12 protein-coding genes and 1 tRNA gene are annotated in these 18622 nt (G+C 46.3%); 8 read left to right on the top strand and 5 right to left on the bottom strand.

Features of this window, described 5'->3' with window-relative positions; genetic code table 11:
• Window positions 1-111 precede the first annotated feature (111 nt).
• Window positions 112-1026 (top strand): AEC family transporter, encoded by a 915-nt coding sequence (locus tag RDL68_RS00955; RefSeq protein ID WP_308539793.1) that lies wholly within the window; start codon window positions 112-114, stop codon window positions 1024-1026.
• Between the two features lie 346 nt (window positions 1027-1372).
• Here the strand turns inward: RDL68_RS00955 and RDL68_RS00950 are convergent, their stop codons facing one another.
• The 3 genes from RDL68_RS00950 to RDL68_RS00940 are packed head-to-tail and all read right to left on the bottom strand — an operon-like array spanning window position 1373 to window position 5868.
• Entirely contained in the window at window positions 1373-3940 is a 2568-nt protein-coding gene (locus RDL68_RS00950; protein WP_308539792.1) for a YfhO family protein, read from the bottom strand.
• A gap of 3 nt (window positions 3941-3943) precedes the next feature.
• Window positions 3944-4168 carry a hypothetical protein gene (locus RDL68_RS00945; protein ID WP_308539791.1) on the bottom strand — a complete coding sequence of 75 codons (225 nt, stop codon included), beginning with the start codon at window positions 4166-4168 and terminating at the stop codon, window positions 3944-3946.
• A 26-nt stretch (window positions 4169-4194) separates the two neighbouring features.
• The gene (locus RDL68_RS00940; protein ID WP_308539790.1) at window positions 4195-5868 is read right to left on the bottom strand and encodes a glutamine--tRNA ligase/YqeY domain fusion protein; all 1674 of its coding nucleotides are present in this window, start codon (window positions 5866-5868) and stop codon (window positions 4195-4197) included.
• Between the two features lie 406 nt (window positions 5869-6274).
• Here RDL68_RS00940 and arcA point away from each other — a divergent pair, with 406 nt between their 5' ends.
• The 4 genes from arcA to RDL68_RS00920 all read left to right on the top strand — a co-directional run bounded on the left by arcA (window position 6275) and on the right by RDL68_RS00920 (window position 11419).
• Complete coding sequence (gene arcA, locus RDL68_RS00935) at window positions 6275-7501, top strand: arginine deiminase (RefSeq protein WP_308539789.1); 1227 nt, start codon at window positions 6275-6277, stop codon at window positions 7499-7501.
• A gap of 101 nt (window positions 7502-7602) precedes the next feature.
• Window positions 7603-8541 (top strand): carbamate kinase, encoded by a 939-nt coding sequence (gene arcC, locus RDL68_RS00930; protein WP_308539788.1) that lies wholly within the window; start codon window positions 7603-7605, stop codon window positions 8539-8541.
• A 52-nt stretch (window positions 8542-8593) separates the two neighbouring features.
• Complete coding sequence (locus tag RDL68_RS00925; protein WP_308539787.1) at window positions 8594-10141, top strand: YfcC family protein; 1548 nt, start codon at window positions 8594-8596, stop codon at window positions 10139-10141.
• Between the two features lie 150 nt (window positions 10142-10291).
• Entirely contained in the window at window positions 10292-11419 is a 1128-nt protein-coding gene (locus tag RDL68_RS00920) for a hypothetical protein (protein ID WP_308539786.1), read from the top strand.
• A gap of 44 nt (window positions 11420-11463) precedes the next feature.
• On the opposite strand, the gene RDL68_RS00915 is transcribed toward RDL68_RS00920, so the two are convergent.
• On the bottom strand, window positions 11464-12783 hold the full coding sequence (locus tag RDL68_RS00915) for a helix-turn-helix domain-containing protein (protein WP_308539785.1): 1320 nt from the start codon (window positions 12781-12783) through the stop codon (window positions 11464-11466).
• A gap of 113 nt (window positions 12784-12896) precedes the next feature.
• Between RDL68_RS00915 and RDL68_RS00910 the strand changes: the two genes are divergently transcribed.
• From RDL68_RS00910 to argF, 3 genes are all read left to right on the top strand, one after another.
• Window positions 12897-12970: transfer RNA gene (locus RDL68_RS00910), tRNA-Arg, on the top strand.
• A gap of 160 nt (window positions 12971-13130) precedes the next feature.
• Entirely contained in the window at window positions 13131-14765 is a 1635-nt protein-coding gene (argS, locus tag RDL68_RS00905; RefSeq protein ID WP_308539784.1) for an arginine--tRNA ligase, read from the top strand.
• A gap of 74 nt (window positions 14766-14839) precedes the next feature.
• Window positions 14840-15844 carry an ornithine carbamoyltransferase gene (gene argF, locus RDL68_RS00900; protein WP_308539783.1) on the top strand — a complete coding sequence of 335 codons (1005 nt, stop codon included), beginning with the start codon at window positions 14840-14842 and terminating at the stop codon, window positions 15842-15844.
• Window positions 15845-16140: 296 nt separating this feature from the next.
• Here argF and RDL68_RS00895 read toward each other — a convergent pair whose 3' ends face one another.
• Window positions 16141-18621 carry a transglutaminase domain-containing protein gene (locus RDL68_RS00895; RefSeq protein ID WP_308539782.1) on the bottom strand — a complete coding sequence of 827 codons (2481 nt, stop codon included), beginning with the start codon at window positions 18619-18621 and terminating at the stop codon, window positions 16141-16143.
• Between the last annotated feature and the right edge of the window lies 1 nt (window position 18622).

Genomic DNA, 18622 nt, shown 5'->3' with positions numbered 1-18622 from the left:
AGACCTTGTCTTATAGGGCTTTTGCTTTTTGGTTGAAAGTTGTTAGAATGAGTAAGGGAAAGATGTGCGTGCCGTATTGCGCAGACTAACGGGAGAGAAGCGGGAAGAACGATGATTGCTTTTTTTCAACAATTTTTGGTGTTTGCCTTCATAGCCGGCTTTGGCTATATGCTCGCTCGCCGTGGCGTGCTGTCTTCATCAACGACCAATGAGATGAGTCATATTCTCATTTCCTATATTCTACCGCTTTTGCTGTTTCATTCCTTTTTACGCCCTTATGACGCAAGGGAAGCCCTTTGGCTCGCAGGCATTATGCTTTTTACCGCCATTGTACAGATCATTTACATCGTTCTATCTCGTGTGATTTTTGGCGATGATCATCCTATCGATCGTTTTGCGGTTATCTTTAACAACAAGGCCTTTGTTGGTATCCCTATCGCTACATCGCTCTTTGGCCCATCTTGCACGTTCTATATTGCGCCATCCGTGGTGATGTCTACGCTTCTCATTATTCTCTACGGCTCGCCTCTTCTGGATAAAAAAGCAAAATTATCATTGAAATCTTTTCAGGGGATTTATCGTAAGCCAATCTTTCTTGCTTTCTTTTTTGGTTGGCTCATCTATCTCTGTCGGATTCCGATTCCCGATTTTCTCGTTCGTCCGCTAACGTCACTCGTCAGTATCAATTCCACGCTTGCCATGATTCTTCTCGGTGCTTTTATTGCCCAAAAGCCTCTTTCTGGCTTGTTCAGCAATAAACGCGTGTGGTGGGTATCCTTTGTGCGTCTTGTACTTTTTCCACTTATTCCCATCATCCTGCTGGTGCTTTTTCCCTTTGGGTCTTTGGAATTGCGCATGGTAACCGTAGTCGCCTGGAGCTGTCCAACCGCAATCAATCTGGCGCTACAGGCAAAAATGTATGACTATGATCCCTATTATGCGTCACAGATTATTATTGTGACTTGTATCGGATGCGCTTTGACCATTCCGCTGATGCTGAGTATTGCTAAACTGTTAATTCACTGAGTTTCTTTTTCTTCTTCCTCTGCTGCAGAGGAGAGCGTGCCAAGAAGAGTTTTTTGGTACGCCCGAAATGCACTTTTCGTCGGAACGTTGTCCGTTTGATGCAGTGTCTTTTTACAATGCGGACATACCGGGGGAAAGGGAAACATCCGTTTCCCAAGATGGCGATGGCAATATGGGCAACGCCAATAGCGATAATCCAATCGCGCGGAAACGCCAAGCAAGAGAAGGGATAAAAACAGAGGAATCCAAGGGTGTAAACCGGATATCGGAATGCAGGCAAGCACAAATAAAACACTGCCTGCAGTCCTTGATAATAAATTAAGAATTCGAAGTGCGGAATACGTCATCATTTTTGTATAGAAAGGTTTGTCACCATCTTTTGCTTTTTTGCTTTTCTCTCATTTTGCAAGAGAATGAGGAATAAAACGAAGGTGGTGATGGATAGGCTGATTCCCGGTAAAAGCAAAGGAGTACGGAAATGCATCTCTAGGGTATGCTTGCCCGGCGTAACAGGAATTGCCGTAAGGGAATCAAGGACAGAAATTGTCGAGATCTTCTTGCCGTCCAGTTTTGCTGTCCATCCTTCATCATAGGGAAGGGAAAGAAGCAGATAAGGCGTTCCCTCTGCCGCTGTAAACGTACCCGAAAAGGATGTCGATGAGAAATTCGTTAGCTTTAATCCGTGTTTTTGTTGAAAATCAACCGCCTTTCGCAGTGCGTCTTCATCCAAGGTAAACAGTGCGATGGTATTGAGTTGAAACGTATCCTTATCGCGGTGCATTTGAATCGAAAGTTTTTGTGTTTTTTCACCTTCATTTGCCGCAGCAACATTGAGAACTTGAGAAGTAGTGACATTTCCGGAACGCTTGTTGCCAATCTGCTCACCGTCCAAGTAGACAAAAGAGTTATAGGTATTAAAAGTTTCGGAGATGGTGAGATATGCAGAACGCTTGCCCGTGGTGTGAACCGTATAGTTTAAGCGCGCCTTGGTGTCCTTATCTTCTGCGACGCGATGATAGACTTTTATTGATCCTTTTCCGCTTCCTTTGGTGAGGTTCTCTAACTGCGGATGATGCAAGGCAAAATGTTCAAAATAATTGATTTCGCTTCCCGGCCGTCCATCCACCAAATTCGCAAGATGATCTTGAAAATCTAATGGATTCATGTGTCCGGCAGAAAAAGTGGCGATGCTTTCTTCTGCTAACATGCCAAAGGGCATACACCAGGGATTCTCATAAACGCGAATGTGGGGATAGTCGGCGACAAGCGGCATATCCAAAATATCCGGTCGATGGGATTTCGATTTGAAGGTGTTGATGCCTTCCACGAGCCCTTCATCTTGCGGATTATACTTTCCATCCAAATAATAGCGGATTCCAAATAGCGCATCCGTGAATTTTGTGGCATTTCCCCCTGCGGTCGAGGCGCGTCCACGAGAAAATCCCAAGCTGGAAAGCAATTCGATCGTGTTGTATTCGTATGTGGAGTTAAAATGCGTTAATCCGCTGTAATTAAACCGCATTCCATCATTGCTGTCGTGCATAAACGTCTTTTCTATACGATAAAATGAGCCGTTTTTTGGGCGGATGGGCTCCAATGCTTCACGCATTTGTTGATGAAAGAAAGCAAACTCGGTTCTTGTTTCGTATGCAAAACAGGCGGTATAAACCGCTGCATTTACAGAGAGATCGATACAGGTCAACAGTAAAAGGAAAAAGGCTGCCGAACCCATTCCGTGCCGGTTCTTGCTCCAATCCACAAATAAAATGAGAAACACGATGGCAGCAACAAAAGTGCCAATCAGGTGCGCATAAGTGAGAAAGGGAAAGAGCTTGCTGTCGCTATGCATCCGGATTCCGAGATAGATTGCCAACGCAACATAAAAGACAACAACTGCGATGAGTTGAACGAGCCTTATGCGATGCAGGCGCAAAAATCCGCGAAAGGCAATGAGCAGTGTAAAAAAACTGAATAACCAGGAAAAGCGATAATTGTACCATATCGGATATTGCATTCCATGCCAGAGGACATTGAGTTTTTTCATATTCATCGAGAGTAATAGAATAAGAAGAATGCCTAGGGAACAGATGCGTTCGCGGAGAGCAATACGGGGGTTGAAAAAGTAAAACAGTCCCAGGATTGCAGGGGCTATTCCGGTATAGATATTAGCAAATCCGTTGGAAACCTGATCATAGTCAAAGGCGGCGGGAATCAGGCGAGAAAACGGATCGCCCACAGGATAACGGAAGGCGCTATCGGCAACCACTTCATCTTGATAAGGCCCCTTACTGAGCAGGAGCGAATACATATTCGGAAAAATCAGCCATGCCGTCAGCGCACCTGCGATAAAGGAGTAGAGTGTAAAGCGTATAAAGAGCTTACAGCACTGTTTAACCATTTCTCTTCTGGTCTCGCGCATGGCGGAGGATCGGCGAACAATAGCCCAAATGGCATACAGTACAAGAAAAATACAGAGCATGTATGCCATGTAAAAATTAATGATGATGGATAGTGATAGACAAAGAACATAGGGAACGGCGCTTTTCCCATCCATCAACCGTTCCAAAAAGAGAACTACTAAGGGCGTCATATAAAGAAGATCTAACCACATGACATTGAGCATGTTCGCCATAGTGAAGGACATCAACGCATAGCAGGTGGAAAACAGCAGGATTCGCCAGTCGTCTCCGTGTTCACGTCGGATAAGCAGGATGGAAAAGAAGAGCCCGGAAAGGCCTATCTTCACAAGCTGAATAAGCTCTACCGCCAAGGGAAGATTCTCGGAGGGAAAAAGAAAAAACAGCAGATTTAGCGGACTGAGCAAATAATACGCATCCGTTGCACTCATAATCCCACCGGGCCCCTTGGTAAAGTTGTAGAGCAGACTTCCCGGATCAGCCGTAACACGACGCAATGCTTAAAAGAAGCCCACAATCTGATTGCGCAGATCTACCGCAAGTGTCGTATGGTCACCAAACGGGAAAATTCCCGAATACATAAAGGCAGGCGCCAACAAGAGAAGCGGAAGAATAAAACTCATCAGGACAAGAAAGAAGGTATTCTTTTTTGGCGTGATGGACTTGCGATGCGCAAGTAATACACCTCGTTTATCCCGTTGAATGAGCATTCGATAGGACGACATAGTTCCTCCGTTCCGTGTTGCGCCGTCTATTTTTCCGGTGTAAAGCTGTCCCGTAAGGTGACGACGCGATTGTAGATGTGTTTCTCGGCGGTCGAATAATGGCGATCTTCGCAGAAGTATCCTTTGCGCATGAATTGATAGCGGATAGCTTCGTCGTGTTTTTCAGCCAACCAAGGTTCCACTACGGCGTTCGAAATAATCGTAAGCGATTCCGGATTGAGCAGTTCACGATAGTCAGCCTCTTCTCCGTCCGGATTCTCCACAGTAAAGAGACGTTCATAAAGCCGTACTTCTGCGGTTACGCCTTCGCGCATCGGAACCCAGTGGATAGTACCGCGAATTTTGCGTCCATCCGCTGCCGTTCCGCCAAACGAATCGGGATCATAGGTGGCATGAACCACTTTGACATTGCCCACTTCGTCCAATTCATAATCGGTCGCTTTCACAATATAGGCATTTTGTAGGCGCACTTCATTACCGGGGAAGAGGCGATAATACTTCTTCGGTGGATCTATCATGAAATCTTCGCGTTCGATCCAGACTTTCTTTCCGAAGGGAATGGTATGTGTTCCCATGGAAGGATCCTTCGGATGGTTCGCAATCGTACAGATTTCCGTTTTCTCTTCGGGATAGTTATCAATCACGAGAAGGATGGGGTCCAATACCGCCATGGCACGGGGAGCATGGTCATTCAGGTCTTCACGCACGCAATAGTCGAGGAAGCGAGCATCTACCATGCTGTCTGTTTTGGTCATGCCAATTCGTTCACAGAAATTGCGAATACTCTTTGGCGTAAAGCCTCGACGACGCAATCCCTGAAGGGTCGGAAGGCGCGGATCATCCCAACCGTCTACAAGACCATCCTCTACCAGTGTACGCAGTTTTCGTTTTGACATCACGGTGTGACTGAGATTCAGACGTGCGAATTCAATCTGACGCGGTTTATGTGGCATATCTGTGTTATCCACTACCCAATCATATAACGGACGATGATTTTCAAATTCTAAAGAGCAGAGGGAGTGGGTGATGCCTTCCAGAGCATCTTCAATCGGATGCGCAAAATCATACATGGGATAGATGCACCATTTATCGCCTTGGCGATGATGATGCTGATGCGCAATGCGGTAAATAACGGGATCACGCATATTGATGTTTCCGGAAGTAAGATCTATTTTGGCGCGAAGCGTTTTTTCTCCATCTGCAAATTCGCCGTTGCGCATACGTTGAAACAGATCTAAATTTTCTTCTATGCTGCGATCACGCCAAGGACTTGGCTTTCCGGGCTCAGTGAGCGTTCCTCGGTAGGCACGCATCTCCTCTGCCGATAGATCATCCACATAAGCAAGACCTTTGTGAATCAATACGATTGCCGCTTCATACATACGCTCAAAATAGTCTGAGGCGAAATAAAAGCGGTCATCCCAGTCAAAACCTAACCAATGGATATCTTCCTGGATAGATTCTACAAATAGCGTATCTTCCTTGACCGGATTGGTGTCGTCCATACGAAGATTGCAAATACCGCCGTACTTTAGCGCTGTGCCAAAATCCATGTTAATGGCTTTTGCGTGTCCGATATGCAAGAAACCGTTCGGTTCCGGAGGAAAGCGGGTGACAATCTGCTGACCATGCACACGTCCGCCGGGGGCAGACTCTTCGTCAATAATTTGATGGATAAAGTTTGTTGTTTCCCAGTCCATAGTTTCCTCCTTGTTGATGACCATCCTTGCGATGCCCATATTATAGCATTAAATGTCCTGCTGCTTGTAGACGTTACTCTTCAAACGTTTCAACGGCACAAAATAATGGAAAACGGTTACAGAAAGAGTTTTCGCATGATAGATTTCGAGAATAGTCGAGTAAAAAGGTACAATATATTGTACGCTGCACTTGCCATTAATTATCAGAAATCGATGAGGAAAATAGCCGATTTGATGCGTTTTCTCTGTTTTTACAACGAATAAAAGGGAACTTGTCTTTACTTTTTCGCCCCTGCACAATATACTAAATCTGACTCTTAGAGGTCGATCCTCAAGAGGAAAATCGTTTTTTCAAGATAATCACGAAGATCGCATAAGCGATCAACCAGAGAAAGAAAGGAATGTTATGAAACCCATTCAAGTAACCAGTGAGATTCAGCCCCTCAGGAAAGTCTTAGTGCATCGTCCGGGCGAAGAGCTCAAATACCTTACGCCGGATACACTCGCCGAATTGCTCTTCGACGATATTCCGGATTTAGTGAAAGCGCAGAAAGAACACGATGCGTTTGCCGACATTCTTCGTAATGAAGGCGTTGAGGTGGTTTACCTTGAAGATTTAATGGCAGAAACCCTTGATGCGAATGAGGGACTCCGCGAAAAATTTATCGACGAATATCTGAATGATGCCGGTATTTATACCGAAACGTATCATAAGATTTTGAAGAACTTCTTTGCAGGCATTAAAGACACTAAAGAATTTGTCATGAAAACCATGGCAGGCGTTTCCTTCCAGGAATTAGGAGACATTGAAACGAACTTCCTGATTGATGAACTGGAACATCCGTATCTGCTCGTGAATCCGATGCCGAACCTCTACTTCACACGCGACCCGTTCGCTTCGGTCGGCAATGGAGCCGTCATCAACAAAATGTTCTCCGTTACCCGCAACCGTGAAACCATCTATGCGGATTACATCTTCAAATATCATCCGGAATACAAAGGACAGGTCAAAGACCTCTACGGACGTCATAACCACTTCCATATCGAAGGCGGCGATGTCTTTAACGTAGATGAAAAGACCTTATTCGTTGGTATTTCGCAGCGTACCACCGCCGACGCGATCCAGCAGTTGGCGATGAACCTCTTCTTTGATACGGTAGACAATAAGATTGAACGTATTTTTGCCTTCAATATTCCGGTATCTCGCGCATTCATGCACCTTGACACCGTCTTTACGATGATTGACAAGGATGCCTTCACCTATCATCCGGGCATCACCGCAACGCTTCGTGTGTTTGAACTGACAGCGGATAAAGCAAAGCATGATGTCAAGATTGAAGAGCATAAGGGATCGCTTGGCGAAATCCTTGCCGGCATTCTTGGCGTCGAAAAGGTTCGTTTGTTCCCCTGCGGCGGTGGAGACGACATGGCTGCCGAGCGTGAACAGTGGACAGATGGTTCCAACACCTTGACACTGGCTCCGGGAAAAATTGTGGTTTATAAGCGCAACTTTGAGACTAACAAGATGCTCAAAGAAGCCGGGTTTACTGTTATTGAACTCGATTCCGACAACTTGACCGTCGGTCGAGGCGGCCCGCGCTGCATGTCCATGCCGCTTGTCCGTGAAAACTAATAGAACAGAATAGCAATCCATTCCGTAGACCGGTACACCCCGTGGCGTACCGGTTTACGGCTTGATGGATTTATGATGGATTCGATTATGAAGGAGTTTTTATGACTAAAAAACGGATTGTTGTTGCTCTGGGTGGCAATGCACTGGGCAACACGCCGAGCGAACAGCTTCAGTTAGTGAAGCATACCGCAAAGACCATTGTGGATCTTGCCGAAACCTATGATGTGATTATCGGTCACGGTAATGGTCCGCAGGTGGGGATGATCAATAACGCCATGTCATATTCGGCAGAACACGGTGGCAATACGACGGAGATGCCGTTTCCGGAATGCGGTGCGATGAGCCAGGGATACATTGGCTATCATCTGATACAATCCATTCAGGCGGAGCTTGCTTCTCGTCAGCAAAGCGATCGCAAAGTCGCCTGTGTGGTAACGCAAGTCGTGGTAGACGAAAAAGATCCAGCTTTTGAAAAGCCAAGCAAGCCGATTGGCAGTTTTATGGATAAAGAGACGGCGGACAAATTGGCTGCGGAAACGGGTTATACCTTTGTAGAAGATGCCGGACGCGGATATCGTCGCGTTGTAGCAAGTCCTCTTCCGAAAAAGATTGTGGAACTGGATGTCGTGAAACAGCTTGTTGACCTCGGCGATATTGTGATTACCGTTGGTGGCGGCGGAATTCCCGTTGTGGAAGAGAACGGCGCGTATCGTGGCGTTGCTGCGGTAATCGATAAAGATCGTTCTTCTGCCCGTTTGGCGCTGGATATTGATGCGGACATGCTCGTTATTCTTACCGCTGTTGATCAAGTTGCGGTAAACTTTAATAAACCGGATCAGAAAGCCATTGCGAATATGGATGTTCAACAGGCGAAACAGTATATCGAAGAAGGACAGTTTGCTCCGGGATCAATGCTGCCGAAAGTGGAAGCCTGCTTAGATTACGTACAACAACGTGAGGGCGGCAAGGCGCTTATCACGTCTCTTGTGAAGGCAAAAGAAGCATTGGAAGGAAAGGCGGGAACCATTATTACACGGTAATCCGTCAGCAACCGAACATCGGTTCGGAGAAAAGAATTGAAAGGAGTTTTTTATGGCTGAAATGAATAAACAGCCGAACGCCGAAATGGCACCCGCAAAAAAGAAGCGTCACTCGCTATCGGCATTCACCATCCTTGTCATCATTCTTGCCGTTCTTTGCATTATTTCCGTTTTGTTGAACGGTGCAGAAATCAGCGATTCGATTATCAAAACGCTGGATCCGGAAAAATATGGGGATTTATTGGAAATGGTAGATGGCGGCGAACACGTGTCTGTGGTTGCTGCAAAATTACAGGACTTCGTCATGGCGATTCCGAACGGCTTTACGGATGCTTCGGACTTATTGATGTTCATCGTCGCCTTGGGCGGCTTCCTGAACGTCGTAATGAAGACCGGTGCCTTGGAAGCCGGTATCAATGCCTTGGTGCATAAGATGCACGGAAAAGAAGAATGGCTGATTGTTGTTCTGATGTTCCTGTTCTCCTTAGGTGGAACGACGTATGGTATGGCAGAAGAGACCATTGGTTTCTATGCCTTCATCACATCGGCTATGGTTATTGCCGGTTTCGATTCCATCGTTGCGCTGGCTACCGTACTTGTCGGTTCAGCATCCGGTTGCCTCGGTTCGACCATTAACCCGTTTGCGACGGGCGTTGCCATCGGCGGTCTGAATGCCATCGGCATTGAGCCGAACAGTGGTCAGATTTACCTCATCGGCGCGATTCTTTGGCTTGCCGTTGTCGCGATTGCCATTGCATTTACTCTTCGTTATGCGAAAAAAGTAAAAAGAGATAAAGGATCGACGATCCTCTCTCTGCAGGAGCAGGAGATAATGCGTGAACACTTCGGCGAAGAAGATCCGAATGCAAAGATTGAATTTACAGGTCGTCATAAGGCCATCCTTTGCGTCTTTGCTTTAATGTTCGTCGTGATGATCGTCTCCCTGATTTCCTATCAGGATCTTGTTTTCGGTGGTGATGAAGAAGCCTACCTCGCCGCATTGGGCTGGAGTGATTTCTTGACTGGTGAGCCTCTTGGCTGGTGGTACTTCCTGCACTTGGCGGCATGGTTCATCATCGGTTCCATTGTAATCGCCCTTATTGGCGGATACAGCGAACACAGCTATATCGAGACGTTTATTGATGGTTCGAAAGACCTTCTCTCAGTTGGTATCATTATCGCCGTTTCCCGTGGAATTACCGTTGTTATGGGCAAAACGCACATGGATTTCTGGATTTTGGATCAGTGCACACGCATTCTTCAGGGTGTTCCGGGCGCGGTATTTATCCCGCTGTCCCTCGTGGTCTATATCCTCTTGAGCTTCCTCGTTCCGTCGACGTCCGGTCTTGCCGGCTTGTCGATTCCGGTTATGGGCGGTCTTGCTGCGCAACTCGGATTTAACCCCAACATCATGGTCAATGTTTTCACCGCCGGTTCCGGTGTTGTGAATATGGCAACTCCGACTTCCGGTGTCGTCATGGGTGGTGTCGCGGCAGCGCGCGTCGAGTATGCGACATACTTAAAGTGGGTATTCAAGCTGCTCATTCTCATTGCTGTAGCCTGCGCAATCATCTTGACCATCGCAGAAATGATTCTGTAATTCGTTTTACAATGAAAATAGTTTCGCTGAGGGAACCTTGCCATCCGTCAGCGGAAAGGGGGGAGACTTCGGTCTCCTCCTTTTTGTATCCCCTTTGAAAAGGATGGGTATAAACAATAGAACAAGAAATGGAATCGATAGGGGGTTAACATGCTTGGACAATATGATGATTTTTGGCGACTGGTGACCGATACCACCATTGTGGACGAGCAGGATGGTGCCTATATCTTTGCGGATACGGTTTTTTGGGGAGAAAAAGGCGGAATGCCTGCGGATCGCGGTACTATTAATGGATTGACGGTAACCGATTTGTTTTGGCAGGATGGAAAATTGTGGCATCGCGTAGAGGGGACACTTTCCGACCCGATACACATGGAGGTGGATGAAGATACGCGCCTCACCAATACGGCTGCACAAAGCGCTCTACATTTGTTTGACGGCTACTTTCGTCGACGTGGACATGTCATGATCGCAGTTGGCGTGCATGAAGAGAATCAGTGGTTTGAGGTTGATCGTGGAGAATTTAGCGAAGAAGAAATGGCGGATATGCAAGAGTACATTAATCAGGCTATTCGTGATGCTGTACCGCTTTCCATTACCTATGTAAAGGGAGAGGAATACTCGGATCCGGCATATCAGCAATTCGACACGGTACGTATGGTGCGTTATGGGAATCTTGATGAGCAGCCTTGCGGTACGCCGCATTTGCATAACACAGTAGAAATTGGAAGTTTTGTCTTGCTGGGGCAGGAAAAGACTTCACGAGGGGTTCGTGTGCATGTCGCGATTGGTCCGGTAGTAGGAAGAGCCTTGAAAGAAGCGCATGATTTGTTGCGCAACCTCGAAGGAACATTAAAAGTCAGCCGTAAAGAATTGGCGGATCGCGTGTTGGCGATGGCGGAAACCGAGCGAAAGCAAAAAGAGACGATCAAATCGTTACAAGAGGCATTAGCCGAAGCCAAGGCAACGATGCTCGCTAAGCAAGATGATTTTATCGTAATGTTATCTGCCGAAGAAGCGGAAATCCTTCGTCCGATCGGGCAAAAGCTCTATTCCGAACATAAGTGTTCAAAAATACTATTGGCAGAAAAACAAGGGGGTTCGTCAATTGTATTCGCCTCTTGTGAAGGAAAAGCTCGTGATTGGCTTGCTTCGGTAAAAGACATTGGACAGGTGCGCGGCGGAGGAACGCCGCAGTTCGTGAATGGACAGTCTGCGCTTGTACCAGAAGAGCTAAAGAAAATCCTATGCGATACAGTGGAAGATGTGCGGCAATAGAATGTTTTCTACGCCGCACCTTCTTCTTTTCGGACATTTTGGAATCAGAGGGAAATATTGGTATCTACGCTGCCATCTGCTTGCTGAAAATGGACTTGCTTGCGAAATTCGGTAGGGGAGGTGGAAAAGGTCTTACGGAAATAGCGATAGAAGGTTTTCAGTGTTTTGAATCCCACAATCAAAGCAATTTCCGTTATCGGCAATTCGGAACGGAGGAGAAGTTCAGAGGCGCGGTTAATGCGCAGCGAAGCGATAAACTCCGTCGCGGAGCGTTCCACATAATACAGAGTAATTCGATTCAGCTCTGCAAGGGAAAGTTGGTGTTTTTCCGCTATCGCTTGCGGGGTGAGCAAGGGATTCTGATAATTGAGAAGTATATCATTGACAACTTTCAAGGCGGAGGACGATTCTGATGCTTTCAAATGGGTTTTGCGTTCAATGGCGGATGTGAAATTCTGCCGAAATTCGTTAGGAGTCATGTCTTCCATCGCTTCAAAAGAGTGCACAAGGTGGGCGGCATCATTCATGCCGACTAATTTCGCAATCTCTTGAAGGCTAAAATCGGTATACGTGAGAAGATCCATCGCTTTGTAGATGCGCATGGCGGTGATGAGCTCCTGGAAGGTGTACCCCAAGGTTTCTTTTAGACGTTTGGAAATGGTAGATTGGCTGACAAAGAAGATTTTGTTAAGCCGTTCCAGCGTAATTTTCTCCTGCAAATGGCTGTAGAGAAAATTGAGCAAATCACCGATAAAGAAGGTGGAGCCACTGGGATCTGAAGAGCAATCGGTATTTGGTTTGTCGCCTTCTTTTGTAGCATCTAATGTGCGAACAAAAAGAACGAGCAGCTCAATGACCAAAGAGACGGTATACATTTCACTGAAGGTCTCTTTGTCCTGCGTCTTCTGCTGATCGGAAAATACGCTCTCCACGCCGACTTCGTTGCGCAGGCGTTCAATGGCGCAATGAATGTGCTGCGCTTGCTTTTTGTCCGCATGAATGACTGGGTTTTGGCGGATGCGATGCCAAAGAGCGAAAAATTGCTTATTTGGGTTATAGTCAGAACGCAGATAGAGATTGATGAAATTCAGATTATAAATGATGCGTTCATAGGTAATGGGCTTTTCAATGGCGATAATTTGTGTTACATCCCAGGGAAGGATAGCAATCATGGTACCCGGTGTCATGGAATAATCGTTGCCGTTAATACGAATGGTCGCTTTTCCTTCGGTTACGTAAAGAAAACGGCTCATGCTGTGAATAAGCATCATCGTGGTTTCGTGATTGGTTTCCTGGTCGTAACTCGCAATACGATCGGGGTTCAACAAGGACGTAAATTTCGATTGAATGATACTGATACTCATGCCGGCTCCTGTAGTACTTTCTTATTTCTATTACTTATACAGTATACGTTTTTTTTATTCGTTGTTCAAAAATTTGTTTTTACTACAAAAGTGTGTTATCATATCCAAGTCGGGTGCCATTAGCTCAGCTGGATAGAGCGTCTGGCTACGGACCAGAAGGTCTGGGGTTCGAATCCTCAATGGCACGTCGTCGAGTCGCAACGGTTGTTGCGGCTCCTTTTTTTTGTCTTTCCGTCTGTCATAGGGCATGGAATGCGTACGTCTTGGTGTGGTACAATAATAGTGTTTATCGATTTAGGTACTCTTTTCGTGGAAAAAGAGAAAAGCAAAGGAAAAGGCGGAGAAATATGACGAATGAAGAAAAACTGAGCAAACTGATCAGCGATGTTCTCGAAGAACACTATTCGTTGAAGCTGGATTCGATTCCGATTGAAGTACCGCGCAATACGGAATTCGGCGATTATGCAACCACCGTTTGTATGCAGCTTGCCAAGCAATTAAGGCGTGCTCCGCGTCAAATCGCCGAAGAGCTGGCACAATTGCTCCTGGAAAAGTCGGATTTGCTGGAAACGGCAGAAGTGGCGGGTCCGGGCTATTTGAATTTCCGATTAAAAAAAGACTCCTTGGCGCAGGTTGTGAATAAAGTTCTTGAACAGGGAGATAAATATGGGCAAAACTACAGTGGAAAACGGCTGCCTATCTTAGTGGAGTATGTCAGTGCAAACCCGACGGGAGACTTGCATCTCGGGCATGCGCGCGGAGCTGTTTGGGGAGATGTCATCTGCCGTCTCTTAAAGGCAAGCGGTTATGATGTACTGCGTGAATACTATATTAATGATGCCGGCGCACAGATGACCAATCTCGGTTTATCAGTTTATGCACGCTACGCACAGTATTTCGGCCGTGATGTGGAAGTGCCGGAAGATGGCTATAATGCGGAAGATGTTAAACAGATTGGCGAGAGATTAGCGAAAGAATTAGGCGATGTTTGGCTCGATAAAGAAGAAGGCCGTACTGAGTTTTTCAAGCAAAAAGGATATAAGGAAGAGCTGCAGAAGATTGAAGAAGTTCTTCGCGATTTCCGCTGCGAATTTGATTCGTGGGTCAGCGAACAGTGGCTCTATGATTCCGGAAAAGTGGATGATGCCATTGAGAAGATGAATGCCTTAGGCATCGTTTACGAAGAAGATGGTGCGCTTTGGTTAAAAACAACGCGGTGGGGGGATGATAAAGATCGTGTTCTCCGCAAGGCAAATGGGCTGTTAACCTATATGACGCCGGACATTGCAAACCATTTGTACAAATTCGACCGTGGCTATACGAAACTGGTCAATCTGTGGGGTGCCGATCATCATGGCTACATTAACCGCATGAAGGCAGCATTGATGGCATTTGGCTATGAGCGCGACGACCTTGAAGTGGATATTATTCAGATGGTTCATCTCGTGGAAAACGGGGAAGAGGTGAAAATGTCGAAGCGTTCGGGTAATGCCGTAACGATTCGTGAACTCATTGATGATGTCGGCGTGGATGCAGCGCGTTATTTCTTCATTAGTCGTGCGGTAGAAGCCCAAATGGATTTCGATATTGGACTGGCCAAGAAAGCTTCGAACGAGAACCCGGTCTATTACATTCAGTACGCCCATGCCCGCGCCGCCGGTCTTTTGGATCGTGCGCCGCAGTTTAAGGCACAGAAAACCTATACGCATTTAACGAGTGAAAAAGAAGTGGTTTTGCTTAAGCTGCTGGATTCTTTTCCGGATGTCGTGGCAGAAGCGGCAAAATTGCGTCAACCGAATAAGATGACGAATTTCCTGATGCAGCTTGCCTCGGCGTTCCACAGTTTCTATGGGGAAACAAAAGTGGTGGATGAAAACGATCCGGAAGCGACCAACGAGCGCATCGGTCTGGTTTTGGCGGTAAAAAACGTATTACACAACGCTTTAGACCTGATTGGTGTATCGTCACCGGACAAGATGTGATATAAAGACATTGGTGCGTTTTCTCTTTACAGCGCATAGATCATTCAACTAAACTACGATAAAAGGAGTACAGTATGCCAATCAATCTGCAAGGAAGAAGTTTTCTCACATTGTCGGATTACACGCCGGCGGAGATTCAGTATCTCATCGATCTCGGTCAGAAGTTCAAAGATTTGAAGATGACCCACACGCCGCATCGTTATCTCGAAGGAAAGAACATCGTTCTTTTGTTTGAAAAAACCTCTACGCGTACGCGCTGCTCTTTTGAGGTTGCCGGACGCGACCTTGGCATGGGCGTAACGTATTTGGATCCGGGTTCGAGTCAGATGGGCAAGAAGGAATCCATTTCCGATACCGCCAAGGTTCTCGGTCGTTTCTACGATGGTATTGAATATCGCGGCTTCGATCAGAAGATGGTGGAGACCCTTGCTGAAGATTCCGGTGTTCCGGTTTGGAACGGCTTGACGGATGATTTCCATCCCACACAGATGATTGCGGACATGTTGACCGTTCAGGAAAACTTCGGTTATTTGAAGGGACTCAATTTTGTCTTCATGGGCGACTGCCGCAATAACGTGTCCAACTCATTGCTGGTCACCTGCGCAAAATTAGGCTTGAATTTCACCGGTTGCGGCCCGAAAGAATTGATGCCGACGGAAGAGTTGATTAAGAAGGCGGAAGGATTTGCAAAAGAATCCGGCGCTACCATCCGTTTCACCGAGAACGTTGAAGAAGGAACCAAGGATGCCGATGTTATTTATACGGATATCTGGGTCTCCATGGGCGAACCCGATGAAGTTTGGGAATCTCGCATTCACCAGCTCTATCCTTATAAGGTCAACCAGAAGGTGATTGATAATGCTTCTGATGATGTTATCTTCCTGCACTGCCTGCCGTCGTTCCACGACCTGAATACCACCATTGGAAAAGAAGTGAACGAAAAATTCGGCAAAGACTTTGATCTCGATGGCATGGAAGTTAACGATGAAGTATTCCTTGGCAAACACTCCAAGGTCTTTGATCAAGCGGAAAACCGTATGCACACGATCAAAGCCGTAATGTTCGCTACGTTAAAGTAGTCGAAGGCAACCGTTCAAGCGTTTAAGAAAGAATAGACGCTTGAAATGGTAGTTTAAAATCGATACTGTTGTACAAGAGGGGAGTCCGGAAACGGTCGTTTCCGGACTCCTTTTTACATTGTAGATATCTCCGATTTTGATGCGTAATTTATGTCACAAAATCAATATTTTGTGACAAAGCAGGGCGCGCGTGTGTCTATTCTTGTATGTCGTGCTTGTTTCTTGCCAAATAAAAACAGAGGCGTTTCCACCTCTGTTTTTCCTGTTGGTTGCTATGATTGTATTGTGCCGTTCGTTTACTGCCACGGTCTTCCTTTTACTGACCAGACATCCTTTGCGAACCATTTCCACCGGGATGTTTTATTCTTATATTGCATCGTCAGCATGACATACATCTGATGCAACAGGTGTAACATTTCTTCGCTCGGTTCCTGCTGACCATAGCGAACGGCTTCAAGAGCGGTAATCCATTCTTGCTTCTGCATTGCTACCATATCATCTATCTTGCTTAGCGCGAATACCAAATCACGTAAGGTGTCACTTGGTGCAAGATCAATTTCATTTTGTTTTGCTAAGCGATGGATATGGTGCCATATCATGTGGAAGCGTTCCATGGGATTTTGACCGGCTAAGGTCAAATTGCTGTCTTTTAGGCGTTGTTTCCATGTCTGATATTGACGAAATGCTCGTATTGCGACTAAAAGCGCGATTACGGACAATATAGCACTAAGCCATAGAATCATACCTATTTTCGATTTTGCATCGCTTATAGGCGGTTCTGTGACCTTCGCATTGTCCGATCCTATGGAAGATTGCTCCATCGTATCCGCGGGAGTCGATTCCTGCGAAGCAGAGGATGATTTTTCTATAGCGGAGGATTCGGCAACAGAACTCTCTGACGAGGAGGCACTCTCTGAGGAAACTTCTTCTGTATTTTCCGATGCGGATACCTGTGGTTCCATCACATCCAATTCGGTTGGCGGAACAAATTCAGGTTGCGTTTTCTGCGCGGTATTCTCATTTAAGCCGCTAATTTCCGACAAATGCGCAGACGGCGTGGCTTCAATAGGAATCCATCCCATAGAATCCAAATAGATTTCTGTCCACGCGTGCGCTTGTTTTGCCGATAATTGTCGTGCGGTAATTTTTGAGCTTGTGTCCTTCGCTTGTGGAACGATGAAACCTTCTGCATATCGTGTGCTGTAACCAATATCTTTTAGAAGAACACTATACGCTGTAGCAAAGTATACACAGTAGCCTTCTTTATTTGTTAAAAAATAGTCAAGGAAACCGGTTTGATCTTCTATTTCATCCACATCCAAGCGATAGTGATACTTCGCTTCAAAATGCGCCCGCATTTTCTGAACTAAGGCAGAAAAATCCTTGTTGTCATTATCATAAAGAATTGCAGCTAATTCAGGGTCGCGAGAGCGTACCAGATCTCGATACTTTTGCTCTCCCCTTCCTTTGACCGGATTGATACTCTCCTGCACCTGTTTATTCCAATAGTTGGCTACGAGAGGGACAAAGTCGAGATTTACGATGCCGTAATCATTATAATCCGAGGCAGCGGCAATCATGCCGGAAGGACTATAAAAGAACGCTGTACCGGCATTATAGTTTTTCAGCAGCTTTTGCGTGTCGGTTCCTACAGGAACTTCGCTTTTCAGATGAACCACGGATGCCGGCTTGCCACCATGAAATACAATGCGCGTCGGATTATACGCCTTCAAAAAGTAGAATGTAGGACGAAAGAGTCCTGTTTGAATGGCCGTATCGCGTGAAGCAACATTGGCAAACCAGAACGTTTTCGCCTGCTGGGAATCAAATTCATCATAATATTGTTCGGAAAAATGCAGCGGAAGGAGCGTTTGCGGCGTGGAAAGCGACCAGCTTTTTCCATCAAAGGCATCAAAAGAAGAGCCGCGCAAATAGAATGCCGGTGCTTCCGCATGAATAGTGAGATAAGGTGTATTTTTCAGCGTAACCGGTCCGCCAATACGAAGTTTTCCCTGCGGATAAAAGCCAAGATCCGCCAAAGAGAACGTCGATATTTCGGTGCCCGTTTGCGCAGGCATAATTTGGCGAAGACGCTGCGAAATAGATTCATGAAAAAAGAGTTTCGGCGGAAGAATTAGCTGCAAAACCATTGTTGCGGCGAGAAGAACCGCCGCAAAAAAGAGTGGCGGACGTTGATCCCGATGTTGCGGATCCTGACGAAATGCGTAAGAAGCGTACACGCAAAACAGTCCAGCCATCAACCAGAGCAACCAGAAAGGGTCATCTGTCAGATGGTCAAGATAAAAAAGCGGCGCAACCAAAAAAAACATATTGAGAATCGGAATCGGAAGCGCCCAATTGGAAAGTACGGAGAGAAATGCCACAACAATGGAGAACAAAGGCAGAAATAGAGGCGGCATGGGTCCCTTTTCTGCATTCAGTGTTATTGCCCAGCGAAATGCTACTTTTGTACCGTGCCAAATTGTACTCCACCAATCGGCTCCTACAATGGGCATCGTTGAGGATTGATGAAGCAAGCGTTGTGCTACTACGCAAACAAGGAGAACGCCTGCCGCGCCGAGTGTAATTTTCCAGAAGCGTAAGGCAAGAATGAATGCCAAAACAAGACCAAGGTAAAAGAGAACCTTGGTGAACAAGGAACCTTCATTTTGACCAAGCAAAAGCAACGTAAAATGGCTGATGACCATGGCAAATAAGCTCGTCGTCAACCAGGCTTGCAGCATCTGAATATGTTCTTGTTGATTTATTCGTTTCATA

It is taken from the genome of uncultured Murdochiella sp. (genome assembly GCF_902488755.1).
GTDB lineage: Bacteria > Bacillota > Clostridia > Tissierellales > Peptoniphilaceae > Murdochiella.
This window is presented reverse-complemented; position numbering and strand designations above follow the sequence as displayed.

Bases quoted from the DNA above. Each gene is read 5' to 3' on its own strand.
- RDL68_RS00915 (WP_308539785.1), bottom strand. From the start codon at position 12,783: ATGAGTATCAGTATCATTCAATCGAAATTTACGTCCTTGTTGAACCCC.
- argF (WP_308539783.1), top strand. From the start codon at position 14,840: ATGCCAATCAATCTGCAAGGAAGAAGTTTTCTCACATTGTCGGATTAC.
- RDL68_RS00955 (WP_308539793.1), top strand. From the start codon at position 112: ATGATTGCTTTTTTTCAACAATTTTTGGTGTTTGCCTTCATAGCCGGC.
- RDL68_RS00945 (WP_308539791.1), bottom strand. From the start codon at position 4,168: ATGTCGTCCTATCGAATGCTCATTCAACGGGATAAACGAGGTGTATTA.
- RDL68_RS00940 (WP_308539790.1), bottom strand. From the start codon at position 5,868: ATGGACTGGGAAACAACAAACTTTATCCATCAAATTATTGACGAAGAG.
- RDL68_RS00920 (WP_308539786.1), top strand. From the start codon at position 10,292: ATGCTTGGACAATATGATGATTTTTGGCGACTGGTGACCGATACCACC.
- RDL68_RS00895 (WP_308539782.1), bottom strand. From the start codon at position 18,621: ATGAAACGAATAAATCAACAAGAACATATTCAGATGCTGCAAGCCTGG.
- arcA (WP_308539789.1), top strand. From the start codon at position 6,275: ATGAAACCCATTCAAGTAACCAGTGAGATTCAGCCCCTCAGGAAAGTC.
- arcC (WP_308539788.1), top strand. From the start codon at position 7,603: ATGACTAAAAAACGGATTGTTGTTGCTCTGGGTGGCAATGCACTGGGC.
- argS (WP_308539784.1), top strand. From the start codon at position 13,131: ATGACGAATGAAGAAAAACTGAGCAAACTGATCAGCGATGTTCTCGAA.
- RDL68_RS00925 (WP_308539787.1), top strand. From the start codon at position 8,594: ATGGCTGAAATGAATAAACAGCCGAACGCCGAAATGGCACCCGCAAAA.